We start from the raw sequence: 19,229 nt of genomic DNA on the forward strand, positions 1-19,229 counted from the left end.
ACGCTTTGTATACCCTTTATCAGGGCGGACCTTGAAACCGCCCGGTTCATAGCCCATAAAATAGGGCAACAATAAAAAGAGGCGCGCGTGGGTGTGTTTGATCGTCAGAAAAGCAATACGGAGCCGCGGTGGCTAGGGCCGTCGGCGACGACGCGTACGCCGCTGATACCCTCCATTTCAGCAGCCCGCTGGTTGCTCATACTGGTCGCCGCAGCCGGCGTTTATTTCTTCTATGGCTTCGTCGTGCCGGTGCTGGCCGCTCTCGTGATCGGCTTTGCGAGCTGGCCGCTCTACCGCAAGCTCCTGGCGCGTGTGGGCGGCAATACGACCGTTGCCGCAACGATCGCGATCATCCTCATCGTCACCTTCCTCGTCATTCCGATCGGCCTCGCGGTCACCTATACGACCGGTGAAGTGCGCACCTGGGTTGCCTGGGCGATCCACGCCAACCGCTTCGGTGCGGAAACTCCGCAATGGATCGTCGCCCTGCCTCTGGCCGGTTCCTACCTCGACGAGCTCTGGACGAAATATATCGGCAGCCCCGGCGCCATGGGTGAGCTCATCCAGGCTGTCAGCGGCGCCAATATCGGCAATATCTACCGTGCGGTTCTGGCGGCTGGCGGCGGCGCCTTCCACCTGTTCCTGACGCTGCTCTTCATGCTGATCGCGCTCTTCTTCGTCTATCGCGACGGTTTCTCCTTTTCCAAGCAGATCGACATGCTCGGCGAGCGCATCCTGCCGAACCGCTGGGAGCGCATTTCCCGCGTCGTACCTGCTACCATCAGCTCCACCGTCATGGGCATGACGCTGATCGCGATCGGCGAAGGCATCGTGCTCGGTGTGGCCTATTGGATCGCCGGCGTTCCCTCGCCCGTCACGCTTGGCGTGCTGACCGGTGTCATGGCACTGATCCCCGGCGGGGCGCCGCTCTCCTTCACGCTGGTATCCGTCTATCTGCTGGCCAGCGGCTCGCATGTCGCGGGCATCGGCCTGTTCGTCTGGGGTACTGTCGAACTCTTCATCGTCGACAAGACGCTGCGGCCGAAACTTGTCGGCGGACCGATCAAGCTGCCTTTCCTGCCCACCTTCTTCGGCCTCGTCGGCGGCGTGAAGACGATGGGTTTTCTCGGCCTTTTCATCGGTCCGGTACTGATGGCTCTGCTGGTCGCAATCTGGCGCGAATGGATACACGAAGTCCGCACCGCCGATGTGGGTCCGCAGATCATTCTCGACGAGCACGCGCCGCCCGTGCCGCGCGCTGCCGAGGGTTAAGTCAGATAAACCGCTTTTCCATGAAAAGGCTGAGCGGATCCGGCAGATAGGAGCCGAACGGCTCGATATCCCCGTATCCATATTTCCTGTAAAGGCCGATCGCCTCCGGCTGGTAAATGCCGGTCTCCAGACGGATTACATGAAGACCCTTCTCCCTTCCGATCTCCTCCAGCCGGTCCAGGAGCCGGCTCGYGACCCTCAAGCCGCGCGCCTGCGGATCGACGAACATGCGTTTGATCTCGGCCGTCCCGTCGCCCGCCTCGACCAGCGCACAGCAGCCGACAATCTCGCTGTCGTTGCGCGCCACGAGGAAACTGACGGACGGCTTTTCCAGCGTCGAAATATCGACGAGGTGGTTGCTCTCTGGCGGATAGAGTGACTGCGCATAGGCATCCGAAAGATTAAGAAGGCGGATCACGCCATCCTGACGCGGCGGCTCCAGGGCAATGGTGACGGACATTCTCACTCCTTTTGCGGTAATGGGCGCGATTTTTCGCCGATATGACGAAAAGTTAATGTCGCTGCCTTCATTCCGTTGGAATTGCGCTTTCGAAGATGGTGACATGCTCAATAGCCATGGAAGCAGAATATGCAAGCCGTCCTCATCGCCATGACGATCCTCGGTTGCGACGATTCCGTCAGCCAGTGCAATTACGTCGCCACGGTAGATAAACGCTGGGAAACCGTCGTCGCCTGCGATGCCGAGGCCGAACAACGGTTGAGGATTTATGCCAATGCCAGCTATCCGACTGTCATTGCTGTCTGCGAGGCGCCGAAGGCGCTTGCCGCGGCCGAACCGGCCAAGCCGGCGCCTGCTGCTCCGGCAGTGGCCGAGGTAGCCGAAGAACGGGATGGCGTTGGTGGTTTTGTGGATACGATTGCCGGGCGTGTGCGTTCCAATCTGCCTTCCGGCCAGGACGTGAAAAACACCCTGGCGAAGCCGTTGCATTTCGTCTCTTCGAGCTATTCCTGGGCTGCGGCCCGGTTTACCGACTAGGCAGCTGCAAGCGAAGCATATACGCGGGCCGACCGGCGCTGGTCGGCCACGTGCAGTTTCTCGACCATGTCGAGCAACTCGCCGACGGCGTCATGCTGCCCTATCCGGCTATGGAATTTCTGAAGCAGGCGTCCGCAAATGCTGCCGAGCAACGAGCCTGACGTCTTGCGGGAAGCCTCGCGCCAGAGAAAGGTCGCTTCCACGAAAATGATGCTGATGTCGCGCGGCAGACCGGCCGATTCATAAAGCGCGCGCACGGCATGCATCCGTCCGGTAGCAAGGATTGCCCGCACGCGCCGGTCGCTGCAGCCCGACAGATTGACAATGGCGCAGGCGAAGAATTCCACCTTGCCGCAGCAGAGGGCATGCATGAGAAAGGACGGCGTCAGCCGTTCGTTCAGGCGAAGATGCTCGACGAGGTCGGGCACTTCGATCGGCGCGATATCGCCGGCGATGGAAACGATCGCCGCTTCCGTCGCCTCGCGACTGATGCGTTGCAGCCTTTGCAGGCCGATTGCCGCCTGGGCCAGAGGCAGGCCGACAAGCGCATTGCTGACATGCTGGGTCAGGAGCTGGCGGGCATCGGCCGGCAGGTCGATGCGGTCGAGAAGCAGGTTTCTGACGTCGCTGATATCACCGAGCCGTTCCGCAATCCGTTTCAGGGACTGGGCGGAAATCGACGCACCGTCATTTTCGAGCAGGCAGAGTACTTCGTCCTCGTCGCCGACTTCGGCGAGTGCCGCCGAAACGGGACGCGTCACATGGGCGCGTGCTGCAATCAGCATCCGCGTTGCGCCGCTGCCGCGCGCGGCGAGGTCGACGAGATCGGCATCGGTCAGGATCGGCGAGCAGGTCACTGCATGACAGGCGATTTCCGGCTGGTCCTCGGCGAGCAAAAGAATGATATTGCGCGGCGCATGTGGTGACCAGGCGATCGCTTCGGCCAGTGCAAGACGCACACGTGGTGACGGATCGTCGAGCAGATAGGTCATCGCCTTTTCAGCGGCGTCGCGCCGCTCGTCCGACATTTCGGATTTGAGATAGACGCGTCCCAGAGCACTTGCAGCGGCCGCCCTGTCAGCGGCCTTGGCCGTTTCGGCCCAACGAAGAAATGCCTCAATGATCACGACCACGCCCCAGCACTGAACGCGATTCCTTCGCGCCTCATTCAATACGAGGACGGTAGCCGGAAAAAGTTTATGATTGGTTCACCATGTTTATTAGGGTCTGGCCGAACCCGCGCGGCGACTGTCAGACCTTCGGCCTGAACATTTCGAAGACGTCGCTGCCCTCGCAATAATCCATATAGCCCATGCGTGCGACCGGCCGCGCCAGCGCCATGTCGAGCCGCCCGTTGCTGACAACAGCCTCATCGATATGGATGCCGACGACCTGTCCGAAAACGAAGACATTCTCGGTCGGTTCACCGGACAGCGTCTTCGGCTCGATGATCTCGGTCACCTTGCATTCGAGCACGGCAAAAGCCTCGGCCACACAGGGCGCATCGATCAGCTCGGCCCGCCTCGGCGTCAATCCTGCGAATTCGAATTCGCTCGTGCCGTAGGGCAAGGCAGCGGAGGTAAGGTTCATTTTGTCAGCCAGATTGCGGCTGACGAAATTGCAGGTGAAAACACCAGTCTCCCTGGCGTTTTGCTGGCTATGCTTGTGTCCGCTCGACGAAAACATCACCAGCTTTGGCGTGTCGGCAACCGCGTTGAAGAAGGAATAGGGTGCGAGATTGAGCGACCCATCCCTGCCCTTGCTGCCGATCCAGCCGATCGGGCGTGGTGAGACGATCGCCTTGAAGGGATCGTGCGCCAGACCGTGCCGGTTGGTATCCGTCGTATAGAACATCAGCCTTCCCCGCCGACCCACGTGACCGTCTCGGTCAGTTCGGGGCGCGGACGCTCGACGGGCGGGAAGGTAGTGGAGCCGATATGGATGAAGCCGGCGACCTTCTCGCCCGGCTGGACGCCGAGCAGCGGATAGGCACGCTCGTCAAAGGCGAACCATTCCGTCAGCCAGTTAGCGACATAGCCATGCGCATTGGCAGCCAGGATGACGTTGAGGCACAGCGCGCCCGCCGACATGATCTGTTCCCATTCCGGGATCTTGAAATGCGGGCCGGCCTTGCTGACGATCCCGACGACGACGGGTGCTCGGGTAAAGCGCGTGCGCTCCACCTGGATCATTTCCTCCGAGAGGTCGGGTTTTGCTTCGAGCGCGAGCTTCAGCAATTCTTCGCCCAGCCGCACGCGTTCCTCGCCGCGATAGACGATGAAGCGCCAGGGCGCGATCTTTCCATGATCGGGAACGCGCGATGCAAGGCGCAGGATTTCCTCGATCTCAGGCTTTTCCGGTCCCGGCTCGCACATCTGGAATGCGGGGATGGAACGGCGCACGGAGAGGTAATCGATCAGCTTGATGTCGGATTTCATACGGAAGAAACTCTCATTTGTATGCAGAGGATGGCCAGAGGTCTTGAATTTGCCATGGCATTGGTCTTGAAGTGGACTCTGCCATTTCAGAAGTCAATCGGTTCACGAACAGGATGTTTGGCATTTTGCCTTTTGCACGGATCGGCCTTGCTATTGCCCTGATGATGCTGACGCCATTTGGCGCTGCCGCCCAGGACGCCTTCAAGGAATTCAAGCAACTCGAATCGACGCCGAAAATGCCGAAGCTCAACGCGTTTATCGCGCCAGGCACGGCACAGGGGGGCGCGCATCTGCGCGACGTCTCTCTGGAGGCCAAACTCACGGCTGATGGCGCGCCTGTCGAAGACGGGCTTTCCTGGTATGTATTCAGCCCGGTCGCCGGAAGCGATGGCAAGCTGCCGCTTATCGCCAGCTCCCGGGGCGGCACCGCTGCCTTCCAGCTCGCCGCTGGCGATTATTTCGTCAACGTCTCCTTCGGTCGCGCCGGCGTCACCAAGAAGCTGACGGTGACGGATGAAGGCAAGGTCGACAAACAGGTGATGGTGCTCGATGCCGGCGGCCTGCTTCTCAATGCCGTCTCCGGCTCCGATGTCCGCATCCGTCCCAACCAGCTGAGCTTCTCGATCTATTCCGCTGAGATCCGCGACGATGGCGAGCGCGGCCTCGTGATGGCCGATGTGCCGCCGAATACGGTCGTGCGCCTTAATGCCGGCACCTATCACGTCGTTTCCGAGTATGGCAGTGTCAACGCCACGATCCGCGCCGACATCCAGGTGGAAGCTGGCAAACTGACCGAAGCAACGATCCAGCACAGGGCAGCGCAGATCAATTTCAAGCTGGTCTCGGATACCGGCGGCGAAGCGATCGCCGATACCGCATGGTCGATCCTGACGGCGGCCGGCGACAGTGTCGGTGAAAGTGTGAGCGCCTTCCCGGCCATGGTCCTGTCTGAAGGTGAATACACCGCCGTTGCCCGCAACAAGGACAAGATCTACCAGCGCGACTTCACCGTCGCTGCCGGCGTCAATACCGATGTCGAAGTGCTCATGAAGGACCAGCAGGCCCAGCAGCCGATTGCCCCGGCTGCCACGGCCGTGCCGCCTGGACAGACCGCGGCCGGACCGAAGGGCGTGCCCCAGCCGGGCGGTGAGATCCCACCGCAGCCGCCTTTGCCGTCCTATGAAGATCTTCAAAGCGACGGCGGCGCCAGCCTCGACTGACGCTGCATCCTGACTATCAGGAGTTTTGAGTTTTCAACTTGCGCGCTTGAGGAAGGCCTTCTTCTTCGGCGCCATAGAGAAGACGGCGTCAAAGAGACGGGCGAGCAAATCCTTGCGGTCGCTGCCGCTGCTCAATTCTTCGAAGGACAGCACCCTGCCAACATGCGCGGTGATCGTGCTGCCTGAAAGACGGCGGAACTCGCGGATGAGCAGCGACAGGCGCAGCGTCATCGAAACCCTACTGGCGAGATGGAAGAGCCGGCCATTCTGGCCCTCGAAATAGATCGGCAATACGCTGGCGCGAGTCGCCTGGATGAGCTTTGCCGGGAACATCTTCCACGGCAGGTCTTCTGCGCGGCCGAAGCCCTTCTTGGCGGTGGCCACGCCGCCGGCCGGGAAAATCACGATCGTCGTGCCTTCCTTCAGCAGGCGAACCGCCTCGTGACGGCTCTTCATGTTCATCGCCATTGCTTCCTTGGTCTCCTCGAAGGAGATCGGCAGCGAATAGGGCGCCATTTCCGGCACCTTCAGGAGATCGTTGTGGATCAGCACCCGGAACGGACGGCCGAGCTGTTCAGCAAGCGCCAGCACCGCAATGCCGTCGCCGATGCCGAAGGGATGGTTGGCGACGATGACGATCGGCTCGTCCGGCACCGGCGCAAGCGGCCAGCTGCCCTTCACATTGATCTCGACATCGATGAGATCGAGCATCTTGCCGAAGACGCGCTCGCTCTTGCCGACGATATCGCTGCGCCACATGTCATAGAGCCGCACATAGCGATCGCGGCCCGAAAGCCCCTCGATGGAGCGGATGAGCCAGCGCTTGAAACGCGGATCTCTTTCGTTCGCGTAGGAAAGCTCTTTGAAGCGCACTGGAATGCCTGGCGGGATGAACCCGTCCCCTGTTTTATGGCGGCTATATTACTGTTGCATGTCAGATTTCTGACAGCGCCGAGCAGATCAATGCCGGGCGCTGCCATCATCCAATAGGCAATTTCAGGCGGCTTTAGCCTTCTTTGCCTCGATCTTACGACGGATATCGGGCGCAGTCGCCTCCAGGGCAAGGCTTTCGATCGCCGAATCCAGCGACATCGACGTCTGTTCCTGGCTGCCGAGGCGGCGGATATTAACCGTGCGCTCTTCCGCTTCCTTCTTGCCGCAGACGATGATGACGGGAACTTTCGTAACGGAATGTTCGCGGATCTTGTAATTAATCTTCTCGTTACGGAAGTCGGTCTGGACATGCAGCCCGGCGTCGCGCAGCGCGTCAGCCACTTCCTGGCCGTAGCCATCGGCTTCCGAGGTGATCGTCGCAACGACGACCTGCAGCGGCGAGACCCACAGCGGCAGATGGCCGGCGAAGTTCTCGATCAGGATGCCGAGGAAGCGCTCCATCGAGCCGCAGATGGCGCGATGGATCATCACCGGCTGCGTCTTTTCCGAATTGCTGTCGATGTAGAAGGCGCCGAAGCGTTCCGGCAGGTTGAAGTCGACCTGCGTCGTGCCGCACTGCCATTCGCGGCCGATGGCGTCCTTCAGCGTATATTCGAACTTCGGCCCGTAGAAAGCGCCCTCGCCCGGCAGGATGTCGGTCTTGATGCGTCCCTCGGACTGCGCCTCGATCGTCTTCAGCACATCGGTCATGACGGCTTCCGCACGATCCCAGAGCGCATCGGAGCCGACACGCTTGTCCGGACGGGTCGAAAGCTTGACGACGATTTCCTTGAAGCCGAAATCTTCGTAGACCGAGAGGATCAGGTCGTTGATCTTCAGGCATTCGGCCGCCATCTGCTCGTCTGTGCAGAAGATGTGCGCGTCGTCCTGCGTGAAGCCGCGCACGCGCATCAGTCCGTGCAGCGCGCCCGAAGGCTCGTAGCGATGCACGAGACCGAATTCGGCGAAACGGATCGGCAGTTCGCGATAGGATTTGAGGCCGTGCTTGAAGATCTGCACGTGGCCGGGGCAATTCATCGGCTTCAACGCAAAGACGCGGTTGTCCGCTTCCTTGTCTTCCGGATGCGTCATCGCATGCGCCGATTTCACGGCGAACATGTTTTCCTGATACCAGCCCCAGTGACCCGAGGTTTCCCAGAGCGAGGTGTCGAGCACCTGCGGCGCATTGACTTCTTCATAATCGACGGCAAGCCGGCGGCGCATGTAGGAGACGAGCGACTGGAAGATGCGCCAGCCCTTGCCATGCCAGAAGACGACACCAGGGCCTTCTTCCTGGAAGTGGAACAGGTCCATTTCGCGGCCGAGCTTGCGGTGGTCGCGCTTTTCGGCTTCTGCCAGCATGTGCAGGTAGTTGTCGAGATCGGCCTGATCGGCCCATGCCGTGCCGTAGATGCGCGACAGCATGGCGTTATTGCTGTCACCGCGCCAATAGGCACCGGCAACCTTCATCAGCTTGAAGGCGGTGCCGATCTGGCCGGTGGAGGCCATGTGTGGGCCGCGGCAAAGGTCGAACCATTCGCCCTGATTGTAGATCTTCAGATCCTGTCCTTCAGGGATCGCGTCGACGAGCTCGACCTTGTACTGTTCGCCCTTGGCGGCAAACACTTCCTTGGCCTTTTCTCGCGACCAGATCTGCTTTGTGAAGGGCGCATTGCGGGCAATGATCTCCTTCATCTTCTTTTCGATCTTCGGCAGATCGTCGGGCGTGAAGGGCTCGTTCTTGGCGAAGTCGTAGTAGAAACCGTTCTCGATCACGGGACCGATGGTCACCTGGGTGCCGGGCCACAGTTCCTGCACGGCTTCTGCCATCACGTGCGCGGCGTCATGCCGGATAAGCTCCAGCGCGCGCGGGTCCTTGCGCGTGACGATCTCGATCTTGCCATCGGTGACAGTGTCGGAAAGGTCTTGCACGGTACCGTCGATCGCAATGGCGACGGCGCTCTTGGCAAGCGACTTGGAAATGGATTCGGCGACATCCTTGCCGGTTGCGCCAGCCGGGAAACTGCGCACCGAACCATCGGGAAATGTCAGGGAAATAGATTGGGACATCGAAATTCTCCTTGTCCAGTCCCGCCAACGAATGCGGGTGGTTGAAACGGAAGCGTCATCCGGCCGCGGATGCGCTGCCGCCTGATAATGATATTTACGGTGGTAGTAAAGGAAAAGCCTGCTTAGGCGACCATTTCGAAGAGGCCGCGCACGGTGTTCCAATTGCGCATCGTTCCCACGCCCATGCGTTTGGTCGTAAGCGCCGAGAGCAGTTTCGACTCGCTCGGCTTACCGTGAAAATCGATCCAGAGATCGCAGCCAACCAGCTTCATTCGCTGCCCCTCGGAAAGAAGCGACTTCAGTGCCTCCACCTTTTCCGGATCGATCGGCAAGCGGCTGACGCGCACGATCACCTGATCGCCTATGCCGTCCTTGAAGGGATTGGCGCTGCAGAGCGCCATCCAGGTGCAGTCGCTGCGCACGATGATATCGACATGCTTGCCGAACTTTTCTTCAAAGGCCTCTTCCAGCTGCTCTTCGACTTCATGCGGCCGCATCCCGTCCGCCTCGAAGACGAGGTTGCCGGTGGAAACCAGCGTGCGCGGTTCACGATAACCCAGCTCTTCAGCAAGCTTTCGCAGATCCTCCATGATCACGCGCCGCTCGGAGGTCAGGACGATGCTATGCAGCAGTGCGATGAAGGTACACACCTTATGCCTCCTTTCGTCCAAGCACGAAATAGCGCCAGGGCGTAAACCAGCGGAAACGGGATTCGAGGTTGTCAGGCACGAGGTCGAGTCCGCTCGTGCCGCCCGGACCGCATCGGCCGACGCGGAAAAGCGTCATCCACCCGCCGGCCCAAAGCCCGTGGCGGGCGACGGCCTCATAACCATATTCGGAACAGGTCGGAATGTGCCGGCAGGCATTGCCGACGAAGCCTGACAGTGTCAGCTGATAGAGGCGGATCAGCCCCATGCCGAGAAGTCGGTCTGGCGTCTTGCGGAACGGCCCCCGGTAATTGCGCGAAAATTTCTGCTCTTGCTGAGCGCGAGGCTGCGGCGCAGCGGCACCGCCATCGTCTTCCTCCTCGCGCAGCAGGCAGAATTCGCACATAACTTAGGCCTCGACGACTTCAGCGCGCTTGGCCTCGACCTGGCCGATCGCGTCGACGACGGCATCGAAGGTCAGCATGGTGGAGGCGTGGCGCGCTTTGTATTCTCTCACGGGGAGAAGATAGCGCATGTCGGCAAATCGTCCATCCGGCCCCTCGCCATCCGCCTTCAGCATGGCGAGCATGTCCTCGCGCGCCTTGCGTACTTCGCCTGATGTCGCGCCGATGACGTGACGGGCCATGATCGAGGAGGAAGCCTGGCCGAGCGCGCAGGCCTTGACGTCATGCGAAAAGGCGCTGATCGTATCGCCGTCCATTTTCAGCCAGATGCGCACTTTCGAACCGCAGAGCCTGGAATGCGCCTGGGCGCTCGCATCCGCATCGTCAAGCATACCGGTCAGGGAAATATTGCCGGCAAATTCGAGGATTTTGCTGTTATAGATGTCGTCCATGACGGATTTGGCTCCAAAAACGCCTAAAATCGACGCTAATTCCTATGTGATTGTCGTGTAAACAAAAAACACACAGTCAAACGACAACGTACTTACATAGCCGGGTCGTCTTACTATATGTATGTCGTTCGAGGGCCATCGAAATGCAATGGCCTCGAATGAGTTTGATTGGGAAACCGTGCCGGAAGGGTTCGAGAAAGCGAGCCTGGAAAGCCCCGGAGCCTGCCAAAGGTGCAAGAATTCCCGCTTGGGATACCAGTGGCTAGTCCGATTGCGGTCCGCGTTGCGGACCAGGAGACCATTGAATATGGACGCCATCGTCAAGAATTTTCCGCATACCACCCGTGAATCCGATCGCCCCTCCCAGCAGGAGGCCGAGGACGCCGTTCGTGTCCTGTTGCGCTGGGCTGGTGACGATCCGGCACGTGAGGGCCTGCTGGATACGCCTGCCCGCGTCGCCAAGTCCTATCGCGAGCTCTTCGCGGGTTACGAGATGAGCCCGGAAGACGTGCTCGGCCGTACCTTCGAGGAGGTCGCAGGTTATGACGACATGGTGCTGGTGAAGGACATTCCCTTCTTCTCTCACTGCGAACACCACATGGTGCCGATCATCGGCAAGGCGCATGTCGCCTATATGCCGGACGGACGGGTTCTGGGCCTCTCCAAGATTGCCCGTGTCGTTGAAATCTATGGTCGCCGCCTGCAGACGCAGGAAACGATGACCTCACAGATCGCCAAGGCCATCGACGAAACGCTGCGTCCGCGCGGTGTCGCCGTCATGATCGAGGCCGAACATATGTGCATGGCCATGCGCGGCGTTCAGAAGCAGGGCTCGACCACATTGACGACAACCTTTACAGGAACGTTCAAGACTGAACCGGCCGATCAGGTTCGATTCATGACAATGGTGCGGGGCCGCTGATACCGGCTCCCTCAGGAGGGCCGCGATGAGTGAACTGATTTTCAATCAGCCGTCGGAAGACAAATCCGAGCTGGAGGATGCTGGCGATTTCACGCCACGCTTCGACGATCGCGGCCTGATCACGGCCATCGTCACCGATGCCGGTGACGGTGAACTCCTGATGGTCGCCCATATGAATGCGCAGGCCCTGGCGCTGACCATCCAGACCGGCTTCGCCCACTATTTCAGCCGCTCGCGCGGCAAACTCTGGAAGAAGGGCGAGACCTCGGGCAATCTGCAAACCGTCAAGGAAATCCGCACAGACTGCGATCAGGACGCCATCTGGCTGAAGGTCGAGGTCGCCGGCCACGACGCCACTTGCCATACCGGCCGCCGCTCCTGTTTCTACCGCACCGTCACCCTGGAAGATGGAAAGCCTGTTCTGACCATCGTCGATGACGATCTGCATTTCGATCCGAAGGATGTTTACGCAAAATAGGCTAGATCCCGGCCACCTGCCCCTTATTGCGACGCAAGTCGCCTCTATATACAATTTGGAAAGGGTTCGGGGCGGCTAATAGAAACCCGAGTGTTCTGCCTGGAGGGAGGGACGCCATGCTGGGCTGGAATATGCATCGTCAAAGCGCCGAGGGCGGAAGTTCCGGCACGGTAGCGCTTCAGGATACGACAATTCCCCCAGTTCAATCCTTATCCGAAAAGAAAGCAAAGCTCGCTTTGGCGCTTGGCGGCGGTGCCGCCCGTGGCTGGGCGCATATCGGCGTGCTCCGTGCGCTCGACGAGGCCGGCATCGAGATCGGCATGATCGCCGGCACATCGATCGGCGCGCTCGTCGGCGGCTGCTATCTCGCCGGGAAGCTAGACGAACTGGAGAACTTCGCTCGTTCGCTCACCATGCGCCGCATTGCAAGCCTGCTCGATCTGACGATCGGCGGCTCCGGTCTCTTCGGCGGTATGCGGCTGACCAAGCGCATGCAGGAGCATCTGGAAGGCCTGACGATCGAGGATCTCGACCGGCCCTTTGTCGCAGTCGCAGCCGAGGTCAATACCGGCCACGAAGTCTGGATCGCCAATGGCTCGCTGATCACGGCGATCCGCGCCTCCTATGCCCTACCCGGCATTTTCGAGCCGGTGCGCAGCAATAACCGCACATTGGTCGATGGCGCGCTTGTCAATCCCGTGCCGGTTTCCGTCTGCCGCAGCTACGAACAGCCGCTCGTCGTCGCCGTCAACCTCAATTACGATCTCTACGGCCGCTCCGCCGTCGTCCGCCACAATGCCAGCCTCTCGCCTGCCGAAGTGCAGCAGCAGAGGAATGCGCCCTACGCCGCAAGGATGGGCATGACCGGCGTCATGGTGCAGGCTTTCAACATCATTCAGGATCGCATCGCCCGCGCCCGCCTTGCCGGCGATCCGCCTGACATTTCGCTACAGCCGCGCCTGTCGGACATCGGTCTGTCGGAGTTCCATCGTGCAGGGGAAGCCATCGAACGTGGCTATGAGGAAGCCCGGGTAAGGCTACCCGAGTTGCAGCGGATGCAGGAACTCTACGCCAGGCACCCGTGATGCAGAGCGTTACCCGAAGAAATTCCAGCAAAAGTATGCCGCGGTTTTGCGTCGGGAATTGCTCGAAAAAAGAGCCTAGCTTGCAATATAGGCCTTGATCTCTTCTGCCTCGCGCTCGACCTCGGCGATGCGCGACTTCACGACGTCACCGATCGAGATGATGCCGGCGAGCTTGCCGTTAGCCTCGACTGGAATATGGCGGAAGCGCTTGCTGGTCATCAACTCCATGAGCTCGTTAACCGAGGTCTGCTCGTTGCAGCGGAAGACCTTCGAGGTCATGACGGAAGAAAGCGTCTGGTCGAGCCCGTCCTTGCCGGCCTTTGCGATGACATGCACGAGATCGCGCTCGGTGAACATGCCGGAAATCTTGTTCTCCATGCCGACGACGACGATCGCGCCGATCTTCTTCTTGCTGAGAATCTGAGCCGCTTCCGAAACCGTGGTATTCGGCCCGGTTGTGACGACGTCCCGACCCTTCAGATCGAGTATTGCTTTGACGGAACTGGCCATTTGGACCTCCTATGGCGAAAGTGAAACACTTGTCGGGAACACAGGCTCCGCGGTGGTCTCTCCTCCCATCGCGGATTGGTCAATGGTGCACTGCTTGGCTCAGGATTGCAACTCGTCGTCAGGGGTCGGCACGGGTTCCTGCGGCAGTTTTCGGTCGAACAGAGCAAAGAGGAAAAAGCCGAAGACGAAACCGCCGATATGCGCATCCCAGGCGATTTCCTGGCTGCCGTCGCCGACAAGCGGAATGCCGACTGCGATCAGCGCGTTGCCGACCAGCCAGAAAAGCATGAACATGACCACGGTGCGGCTCCGAACCGCCTGCACTATAGACAGGCGCGGATTGAGATGCGCCGGGCCGAACATCTGCCGCCCGGAGGGGAAGGCAAAGCGACAGGCAGCGCCCATCAGACCGGAGACAACGCCGGATGCGCCGATAAGCAGCGCTTCGCTGCCCCAGTTCAGCGCCGTGTGCAGCGCAGCCGAGGCGACAGAAGAAAGAATCCAGAAGATGATGTATCGGGCCGTGCCGATGCGGCGTACGACCGGCGCGCCGAAGGCCATCAGCCATAGCCCGTTGAAGACGATATGCTCGACGCTTCCATGCAGCAGCGAATAGGTGACGGGCGTCCAATAGAGCTGCGGCCCCTGCTCTGCGAGTGAAACGGCATAACGCAGCGGAATGAAGCCGAAGCTGAACAGAAACCAGTTGAACCAATCGACCGGCAGAAGTGATTGCACGGCATAGATCAGGATCAGAAGCAGCAGCGTGGCGAGCAATGCCGGCGGAAGATTGAAAACCGGCTGACGCGGCGGGCGGGCCGGCGGTTCGGGCTGTGAAGGCTGGAATGCCTGGTCGGGCCCGGACGTCTGTTCATTCATGCTTTTGTCGCCTCGTTTTGAGGCCTCAGCCATACAGGAGCCGGCTTCAAAAAAAAAGCCGTCCGGTATGGCCGGACGGCTTGCCTGAGCATTCCCAACCATCGGCCCGAAAATCGAAATCGATTTTAGGAAAGCCTGATGCGTACTCAAAGAGTAGAGCGTCCTTTGTTCGCCCGAATGGGCGAGCGACGCTCTATGGATGACCCCTGCCCTGGCAGTCTTGTGCAGAACTTCACTGTTTGAAGTGATGGAGAGACGGTCTCATGACAGGCCTCCGCGCTCAAGCGAAACCCTTTCTTAACCTTAACTCCCCGGATTTGGCATGAAATCCGCAAGGTAGAAGGTGAAGGGGCGAAAATCGCCCGCCAATGAACCGAAATGAGACAGCGTCATGCGCCTTCAAACCACGATCGACATCTTCGACTACTGGAATGCTCTGCGTGTTGGAGAGGATGCTCCGCTGAAATCGCAGATCGAGCCCGGCGCGATCCCTCACCTCCTGTCGAGGCTCTTCATTCTGGAGACAGAAGCGGACCGGCATATTCGTTTCCGCCTGGCCGGCACCAAGATCTGCGATCTTTTCGGCCGCGATCTTCGCGGCGAGCGTTTCTCCGCCCTCTGGGCCAACGGCCAGCACGAGGATATCGAAAGGACGGCCAAAGGCGTCATGGATCACGCCATCCCGACACTTTTCAACGCAACGGGCTACAGCACCGCCGGCCACCATGCTGCCTTCGAGATCATCATGATGCCGCTACGTTCGCCGCAAGGCGGCTGCGACCGGCTGCTGGGCGCCATCGCACCTGCCGTTGTTGCAAGCTGGCTGGAAATCGTGCCGCTGGAGCTTCTCGCCCTCGACCGCAGCCGTCTGCTGCACGGCAAGTTCGGCCGCGCGGTACAAATGGAGCCCCGTCGCCCCGTCGAAGTCACGACCGAAAAACAACCCACTTTCGGCCGGGCCATGCTGCGCGCCATGTCGCATTTCCTGCACGGGGCAACCGCCCGCTGACTGCCCCATTTTGGGTCGCCGCCCATAGTACTTTAGGGTTATATGGCAGCTAGTTCCTACAACCTTCTGTTAATGGATTGGGGGTAAGGATTGGGCCTAGCAATTTCATGAAGAAGCCCTTTGATGCACTCGTTCCAGTCCGCTCAGACGCACAGACCTGCGCCGCGCCCTGAACAGGGAGTGTTCCAGCGCGTCCCCATCAATATGCAGGGCCGCCTGATGCTTGCGAATTACGAAGAATTCGAGTGCACGGTGATCGATATGTCGCCCGGCGACATGTATGTCACCTGTGCCGGTCGCCCGCGGGCCAATGAGCGTGTCGTTGCCTATATCGATCATCTCGGCCGCGTCGAAGGCCATGTGCAGACGGTCGATATGCGTGGTTTCACCATGTCGATCAACGCCACCGAGCGCAAGCGCGAGAAGCTCGCGGCTCAGCTCACCTGGCTCGCCAACAAACACGAGCTCGGCCTGCCGGAAGATCGCCGTCATGATCGTCTGACCCCGCGCGAAACCAAGACCGATCTCACCCTTGATGACGGCACGCGCTATACCTGCCGTATCATGGACCTTTCACTTTCGGGCGCTGCCGTCGATTGCGAAGTGCGCCCGCCGCTCGGCACGCCTGTTCGTCTCGGCAACATGCGCGGCCGCGTCGTTCGCCACTTCTCGGAAGGTGTTGCGATCGAGTTCCTGTCGGTCCAGTCGCGCGAAACACTGCGCGAATTTCTCTAAAGCAATTCCAGCAAAAGTGATCAGCGGTTTTGCGTCCGGAATTGCGCAAAGCAAGAAGCAATTCCAGCAAAAGTGATCAGCGGTTTTGCGTCCGGAATTGCGCAAAGCAAGAAGCAATTCCAGCAAAAGTGATCAGCGGTTTTGCGTCTTTGCGTCCGGTTTTCGGGCCTATGCAGCTTCGTCATCTATCCGTCACAGAATTGAAGGATACAGCGCGCCTCAACGAGTGGCGCGGTCATGTCAATCCTGTTTCCCGAAATCGAACCTTATGAACACGGCTTGCTCGACACGGGCGACGGCAACCTCGTCTATTGGGAGGCCTGCGGCAATCCGGCGGGCAAGACAGCACTCGTCCTGCATGGCGGACCGGGTTCCGGCTGCTCCACCGCTGCACGGCGCTATTTCGATCCGTCCGCCTACCGCATCATCCTCTTCGATCAGCGCAATTGCGGGCGCAGCCTGCCGAATGCCGCTGACGCAGCAACCGACCTCTCCCGCAATACGACCGCCCACCTCATCGGGGATATCGAGAGGCTGCGCAGCCTCTTCGGCGTAGACCGGTGGATCATCTTCGGAAATTCCTGGGGCTCGACGCTGGCGCTCGCCTATGCGCAATCCCATCCCGACCATGTCGGTGGCATCGTCATTGCCGGGGTCACCACGACACGGCGTTCCGAGATCGACTGGCTTTATCGCGGCATGGCGCCGCTCTTTCCGGAGGAATGGCACCGGTTCGGTGAGGCGCTGCCGCCGGCACTCCGCAGCATCGACCGGGTGAGCGCCTATCACAGACTGCTCAACGCTCCCGAAGAGCAGGTGCGGCTGAAGGCGGCGCACGACTGGCACGAATGGGAGGCGGCGACGATCCTGCTTGCCGATCCCGCCGGCCTGCCCCGGCGCTGGTCCGATCCGCGCTATCTTCTGACGCGCGCCCGCATCATCACCCACTATTTCCGTGAGGGTGCGTGGTTGGAAGACGGCACACTCCTGGAAAATGCCGGTCGCCTCGCGGGCATTCCCGGGCTCCTCATCCACGGACGTTTCGATATAGAAGCACCGCTTGTCACCGCCTGGGAACTTGCCCGCGCATGGCCCGGCGCCGAGCTCATTGTGCTGCCGAAAGCGGCCCATTCCACTGCAAATGCCGATATTGCCGCCGCAATCGTCGCTGCGACGAACAGATTTCGCGATCTCTGACGAAATTATTTTTTCGGTTGAAGATCGGGAGGTGAGGCGGAATCGCCTTTAGGGCGGCGACGACGCCTGTTTGTGCGCTTCAACAGGATTGCCGCCAGCCGCAGTTTCCGGTGCAACTCGTCGCAGAAATTTACCCGGCCTGTCGAAAATCGTTAACGCCCTGTCCGGTTTCCGGCCATTTTCGGTTCGAAAGCGTTTTTCCCAATCCTTCAATTTTAATCGAATTCGAGACGAATGCGTCTTTAATTTTAGGCGTATTCGAGCTGAATTTGAATCAAGTTCGACGCGCATTTGATTCAAGTAAGCCTTTAATTCTATTGCGTAATTTTGCGTGAGATAAAAACGTCCGTGTCATTGTCATCCTCATAACGGGGAGACGATAATGTCAATTCGAAATCTACTGAAACGCGGCCTTCTGGCCGTTGGCATGACAGTGGCAATGGCGGGCGCAGGACAGGCATCACCCGCCAGCATGACACTTGCAGGCAATGCAAGCCCGCCGATCGGGCACTATGAATTCTGTCAGGCCAATCCGAGCGAATGCGCCTATGCCGGCGGCGATGCCGGCCCGGCAATCCTGACCGAGGATCGCTGGAAGGAGATTCTCAAGGTCAACTACACGGTCAACTCCACCATCCAGCCGATGACGGACAAAGAGATCTACGGTGTCGAAGAGCGCTGGGCCTATCCGCGCACCGTGGGCGACTGTGAGGATTTCGCGTTGCTGAAGCGCAAGATGCTGATCGATGCCGGCTTCTCTCCATCAGACACGCTGATGACTGTCGTGCTGCAGCCGAATGGCGAAGGCCATGCGGTGCTTACGGTTCGCACCGATCACGGCGACTTCGTTCTCGACAACATGCGCAACAAGGTGCTGCTGTGGTCGGATACCGAATACACCTACCTGAAGCGCCAGTCCGCCGACGATCCGGCCCGCTGGACGAAGCTGCAGGATGGCCGCGCCGTCGCGGTCGGCAGCGTGAAGTAACAGGCATACCGGCCCCGGTCAGTCCCCGCATCCCCGTCCCGACCGGCGCCCAGAGCCGTTCCCGCTGTCCCGGGAACGGCTCGCTTCTTTTGTGGCTGTTCTGCTCGATAGGGTTAACGCCTCGTTAACCCCGTCATCTCATCATCATGGAGAGATTCACAACCGGCACCCGACGACTCGCGTTCTTCCTGCGGCGGCCCGATATCCGAGGACGATGATGAGCCATTCCGCCGCGGGCCATCCTGGTGAGCAACCCCTTCTTTCGACCCGCTTCCTGGTCCGTGTCACCGCGACGATTGCGGTTCTGGCGCTGCTGACGGTTGCCATCAGCGTTGCCGGCCGCTGGTTCGGCCGTCACATCTCTCTTGCCGGCAATACGGAAGGCACCACAGGCATTACCCTGACAATCGGCCGCGATACGATCGGCCTGCCCGCCAATACGATTCGCTTCCCCAGTGAACGTCATGACGGCGCGGCCGAACGGGCTGATCTTTACCTTACCTGGCCGGAAATGCAGGGCTACAGCAAGGAAACGCGCCAGCGTTTCGATGATGTCGTCCAATCTTCGGGCTTGATTTTCCTGCAGATCACCCAAGGAACGATGTCGCGGGACATGTCGGGCCGGCTGGAGCCGATCTATTCGCATCTGATGGACGGCGCGCCGGAAGCCTTTGCGCATGGCCTGACACTGCACCGCCTGCGTGCCGATGCCGGTTACAACGGCGAAGTGCTGTTGGCTGCGCCGCGCGAAGGCGCCGCCGATTATGTCGTTCGCTGCGTCCTGCCCTCGTCTGCGGAAACGGCGACCAGCGGAGATTGCCAGCGCGATATCAAGGTCGGCAAGGATTTAAGTGTGCTTTACCGGTTCTCGAGTCGTCATTTGGCTGACTGGGACCACATTGATGCCGCGATCAGGAGTTTTGTCGAGACCCGGCTGGTGAGCCGGACTGCAACAGCTCACTAAAATCCCCTCCAATGTCTGAAGAAACGATT

The 19,229-nt window shown here is 60.0% G+C and carries 22 protein-coding genes; 11 read left to right on the top strand and 11 right to left on the bottom strand.

Annotated features, from left to right (window positions below; translation table 11 throughout):
* The first annotated feature begins 87 nt into the window (after nucleotides 1-87).
* The gene (locus tag AC1DUP_RS27755; RefSeq protein ID WP_477835923.1) at nucleotides 88-1,272 is read left to right on the top strand and encodes an AI-2E family transporter; all 1,185 of its coding nucleotides are present in this window, start codon (nucleotides 88-90) and stop codon (nucleotides 1,270-1,272) included.
* A 1-nt stretch (nucleotide 1,273) separates the two neighbouring features.
* Here AC1DUP_RS27755 and AC1DUP_RS27760 read toward each other — a convergent pair whose 3' ends face one another.
* On the bottom strand, nucleotides 1,274-1,732 hold the full coding sequence (locus AC1DUP_RS27760) for a GNAT family N-acetyltransferase (protein WP_477835925.1): 459 nt from the start codon (nucleotides 1,730-1,732) through the stop codon (nucleotides 1,274-1,276).
* A gap of 129 nt (nucleotides 1,733-1,861) precedes the next feature.
* Here AC1DUP_RS27760 and AC1DUP_RS27765 point away from each other — a divergent pair, with 129 nt between their 5' ends.
* Complete coding sequence (locus AC1DUP_RS27765; protein ID WP_477835927.1) at nucleotides 1,862-2,269, top strand: hypothetical protein; 408 nt, start codon at nucleotides 1,862-1,864, stop codon at nucleotides 2,267-2,269.
* Here AC1DUP_RS27765 and AC1DUP_RS27770 read toward each other — a convergent pair.
* The 3 genes from AC1DUP_RS27770 to AC1DUP_RS27780 form a co-directional block, all read right to left on the bottom strand.
* Nucleotides 2,266-3,396 carry a DUF2336 domain-containing protein gene (locus tag AC1DUP_RS27770; RefSeq protein ID WP_113509302.1) on the bottom strand — a complete coding sequence of 377 codons (1,131 nt, stop codon included), beginning with the start codon at nucleotides 3,394-3,396 and terminating at the stop codon, nucleotides 2,266-2,268. The genes AC1DUP_RS27765 and AC1DUP_RS27770 overlap by 4 nt on opposite strands.
* A gap of 124 nt (nucleotides 3,397-3,520) precedes the next feature.
* Nucleotides 3,521-4,123, bottom strand: coding sequence for a flavin reductase family protein (locus AC1DUP_RS27775; protein WP_477835929.1), 603 nt, complete (start codon nucleotides 4,121-4,123; stop codon nucleotides 3,521-3,523).
* Nucleotides 4,123-4,707: a nitroreductase family protein gene (locus tag AC1DUP_RS27780; RefSeq protein ID WP_115035050.1), complete on the bottom strand. Its 585-nt coding sequence runs from the start codon at nucleotides 4,705-4,707 to the stop codon at nucleotides 4,123-4,125. Before AC1DUP_RS27780 ends, AC1DUP_RS27775 begins: the two co-directional genes overlap by 1 nt.
* A gap of 113 nt (nucleotides 4,708-4,820) precedes the next feature.
* Here AC1DUP_RS27780 and AC1DUP_RS27785 point away from each other — a divergent pair, with 113 nt between their 5' ends.
* Nucleotides 4,821-5,927 (top strand): hypothetical protein, encoded by a 1,107-nt coding sequence (locus AC1DUP_RS27785; protein ID WP_115035049.1) that lies wholly within the window; start codon nucleotides 4,821-4,823, stop codon nucleotides 5,925-5,927.
* 33 nt (nucleotides 5,928-5,960) lie between these two features.
* On the opposite strand, the gene AC1DUP_RS27790 is transcribed toward AC1DUP_RS27785, so the two are convergent.
* The 5 genes from AC1DUP_RS27790 to AC1DUP_RS27810 all read right to left on the bottom strand — a co-directional run bounded on the left by AC1DUP_RS27790 (nucleotide 5,961) and on the right by AC1DUP_RS27810 (nucleotide 10,433).
* Nucleotides 5,961-6,800, bottom strand: coding sequence for a lysophospholipid acyltransferase family protein (locus AC1DUP_RS27790; RefSeq protein ID WP_113295488.1), 840 nt, complete (start codon nucleotides 6,798-6,800; stop codon nucleotides 5,961-5,963).
* Nucleotides 6,801-6,923: 123 nt separating this feature from the next.
* The gene (gene thrS, locus AC1DUP_RS27795) at nucleotides 6,924-8,930 is read right to left on the bottom strand and encodes a threonine--tRNA ligase (protein ID WP_477835932.1); all 2,007 of its coding nucleotides are present in this window, start codon (nucleotides 8,928-8,930) and stop codon (nucleotides 6,924-6,926) included.
* A gap of 122 nt (nucleotides 8,931-9,052) precedes the next feature.
* Entirely contained in the window at nucleotides 9,053-9,580 is a 528-nt protein-coding gene (locus AC1DUP_RS27800; protein WP_477835934.1) for a DUF1697 domain-containing protein, read from the bottom strand.
* Nucleotide 9,581: 1 nt separating this feature from the next.
* The gene (gene yidD / locus AC1DUP_RS27805) at nucleotides 9,582-9,983 is read right to left on the bottom strand and encodes a membrane protein insertion efficiency factor YidD (protein ID WP_477835936.1); all 402 of its coding nucleotides are present in this window, start codon (nucleotides 9,981-9,983) and stop codon (nucleotides 9,582-9,584) included.
* Between the two features lie 3 nt (nucleotides 9,984-9,986).
* The gene (locus AC1DUP_RS27810; protein ID WP_113295484.1) at nucleotides 9,987-10,433 is read right to left on the bottom strand and encodes an iron-sulfur cluster assembly scaffold protein; all 447 of its coding nucleotides are present in this window, start codon (nucleotides 10,431-10,433) and stop codon (nucleotides 9,987-9,989) included.
* 307 nt (nucleotides 10,434-10,740) lie between these two features.
* On the opposite strand from AC1DUP_RS27810, the gene folE reads away from it, so the two are divergent.
* The 3 genes from folE (at nucleotide 10,741) to AC1DUP_RS27825 (ending at nucleotide 12,918) form a co-directional block, all read left to right on the top strand.
* Entirely contained in the window at nucleotides 10,741-11,355 is a 615-nt protein-coding gene (gene folE, locus AC1DUP_RS27815; protein WP_113309114.1) for a GTP cyclohydrolase I FolE, read from the top strand.
* A gap of 25 nt (nucleotides 11,356-11,380) precedes the next feature.
* Nucleotides 11,381-11,833, top strand: coding sequence for a phosphoribosyl-AMP cyclohydrolase (gene hisI / locus AC1DUP_RS27820; RefSeq protein WP_115035046.1), 453 nt, complete (start codon nucleotides 11,381-11,383; stop codon nucleotides 11,831-11,833).
* A 116-nt stretch (nucleotides 11,834-11,949) separates the two neighbouring features.
* Nucleotides 11,950-12,918, top strand: coding sequence for a patatin-like phospholipase family protein (locus AC1DUP_RS27825; protein ID WP_113295481.1), 969 nt, complete (start codon nucleotides 11,950-11,952; stop codon nucleotides 12,916-12,918).
* Nucleotides 12,919-12,993: 75 nt separating this feature from the next.
* Here AC1DUP_RS27825 and AC1DUP_RS27830 read toward each other — a convergent pair whose 3' ends face one another.
* Complete coding sequence (locus AC1DUP_RS27830) at nucleotides 12,994-13,428, bottom strand: CBS domain-containing protein (protein ID WP_113295480.1); 435 nt, start codon at nucleotides 13,426-13,428, stop codon at nucleotides 12,994-12,996.
* Nucleotides 13,429-13,527: 99 nt separating this feature from the next.
* Nucleotides 13,528-14,307, bottom strand: a complete 780-nt coding sequence (locus AC1DUP_RS27835; RefSeq protein WP_113309118.1) for a rhomboid family intramembrane serine protease — start codon at nucleotides 14,305-14,307, stop codon at nucleotides 13,528-13,530.
* A 391-nt stretch (nucleotides 14,308-14,698) separates the two neighbouring features.
* Here AC1DUP_RS27835 and AC1DUP_RS27840 point away from each other — a divergent pair, with 391 nt between their 5' ends.
* The 5 genes from AC1DUP_RS27840 (at nucleotide 14,699) to AC1DUP_RS27860 (ending at nucleotide 19,200) form a co-directional block, all read left to right on the top strand.
* A complete protein-coding gene (locus AC1DUP_RS27840; protein ID WP_113295479.1) occupies nucleotides 14,699-15,316 on the top strand; it encodes a PAS domain-containing protein in 618 nt (205 codons plus the stop codon).
* 123 nt (nucleotides 15,317-15,439) lie between these two features.
* Nucleotides 15,440-16,051 carry a PilZ domain-containing protein gene (locus tag AC1DUP_RS27845; RefSeq protein ID WP_115035045.1) on the top strand — a complete coding sequence of 204 codons (612 nt, stop codon included), beginning with the start codon at nucleotides 15,440-15,442 and terminating at the stop codon, nucleotides 16,049-16,051.
* A 237-nt stretch (nucleotides 16,052-16,288) separates the two neighbouring features.
* A complete protein-coding gene (gene pip, locus AC1DUP_RS27850) occupies nucleotides 16,289-17,248 on the top strand; it encodes a prolyl aminopeptidase (protein WP_477835942.1) in 960 nt (319 codons plus the stop codon).
* Nucleotides 17,249-17,630: 382 nt separating this feature from the next.
* Nucleotides 17,631-18,236, top strand: coding sequence for a transglutaminase-like cysteine peptidase (locus AC1DUP_RS27855; RefSeq protein WP_113295476.1), 606 nt, complete (start codon nucleotides 17,631-17,633; stop codon nucleotides 18,234-18,236).
* Nucleotides 18,237-18,453: 217 nt separating this feature from the next.
* Complete coding sequence (locus AC1DUP_RS27860; RefSeq protein WP_477835944.1) at nucleotides 18,454-19,200, top strand: hypothetical protein; 747 nt, start codon at nucleotides 18,454-18,456, stop codon at nucleotides 19,198-19,200.
* Nucleotides 19,201-19,229: the final 29 nt, after the last annotated feature.

The sequence above is a fragment of the Rhizobium sp. 01L419 genome, from assembly GCF_056400025.1.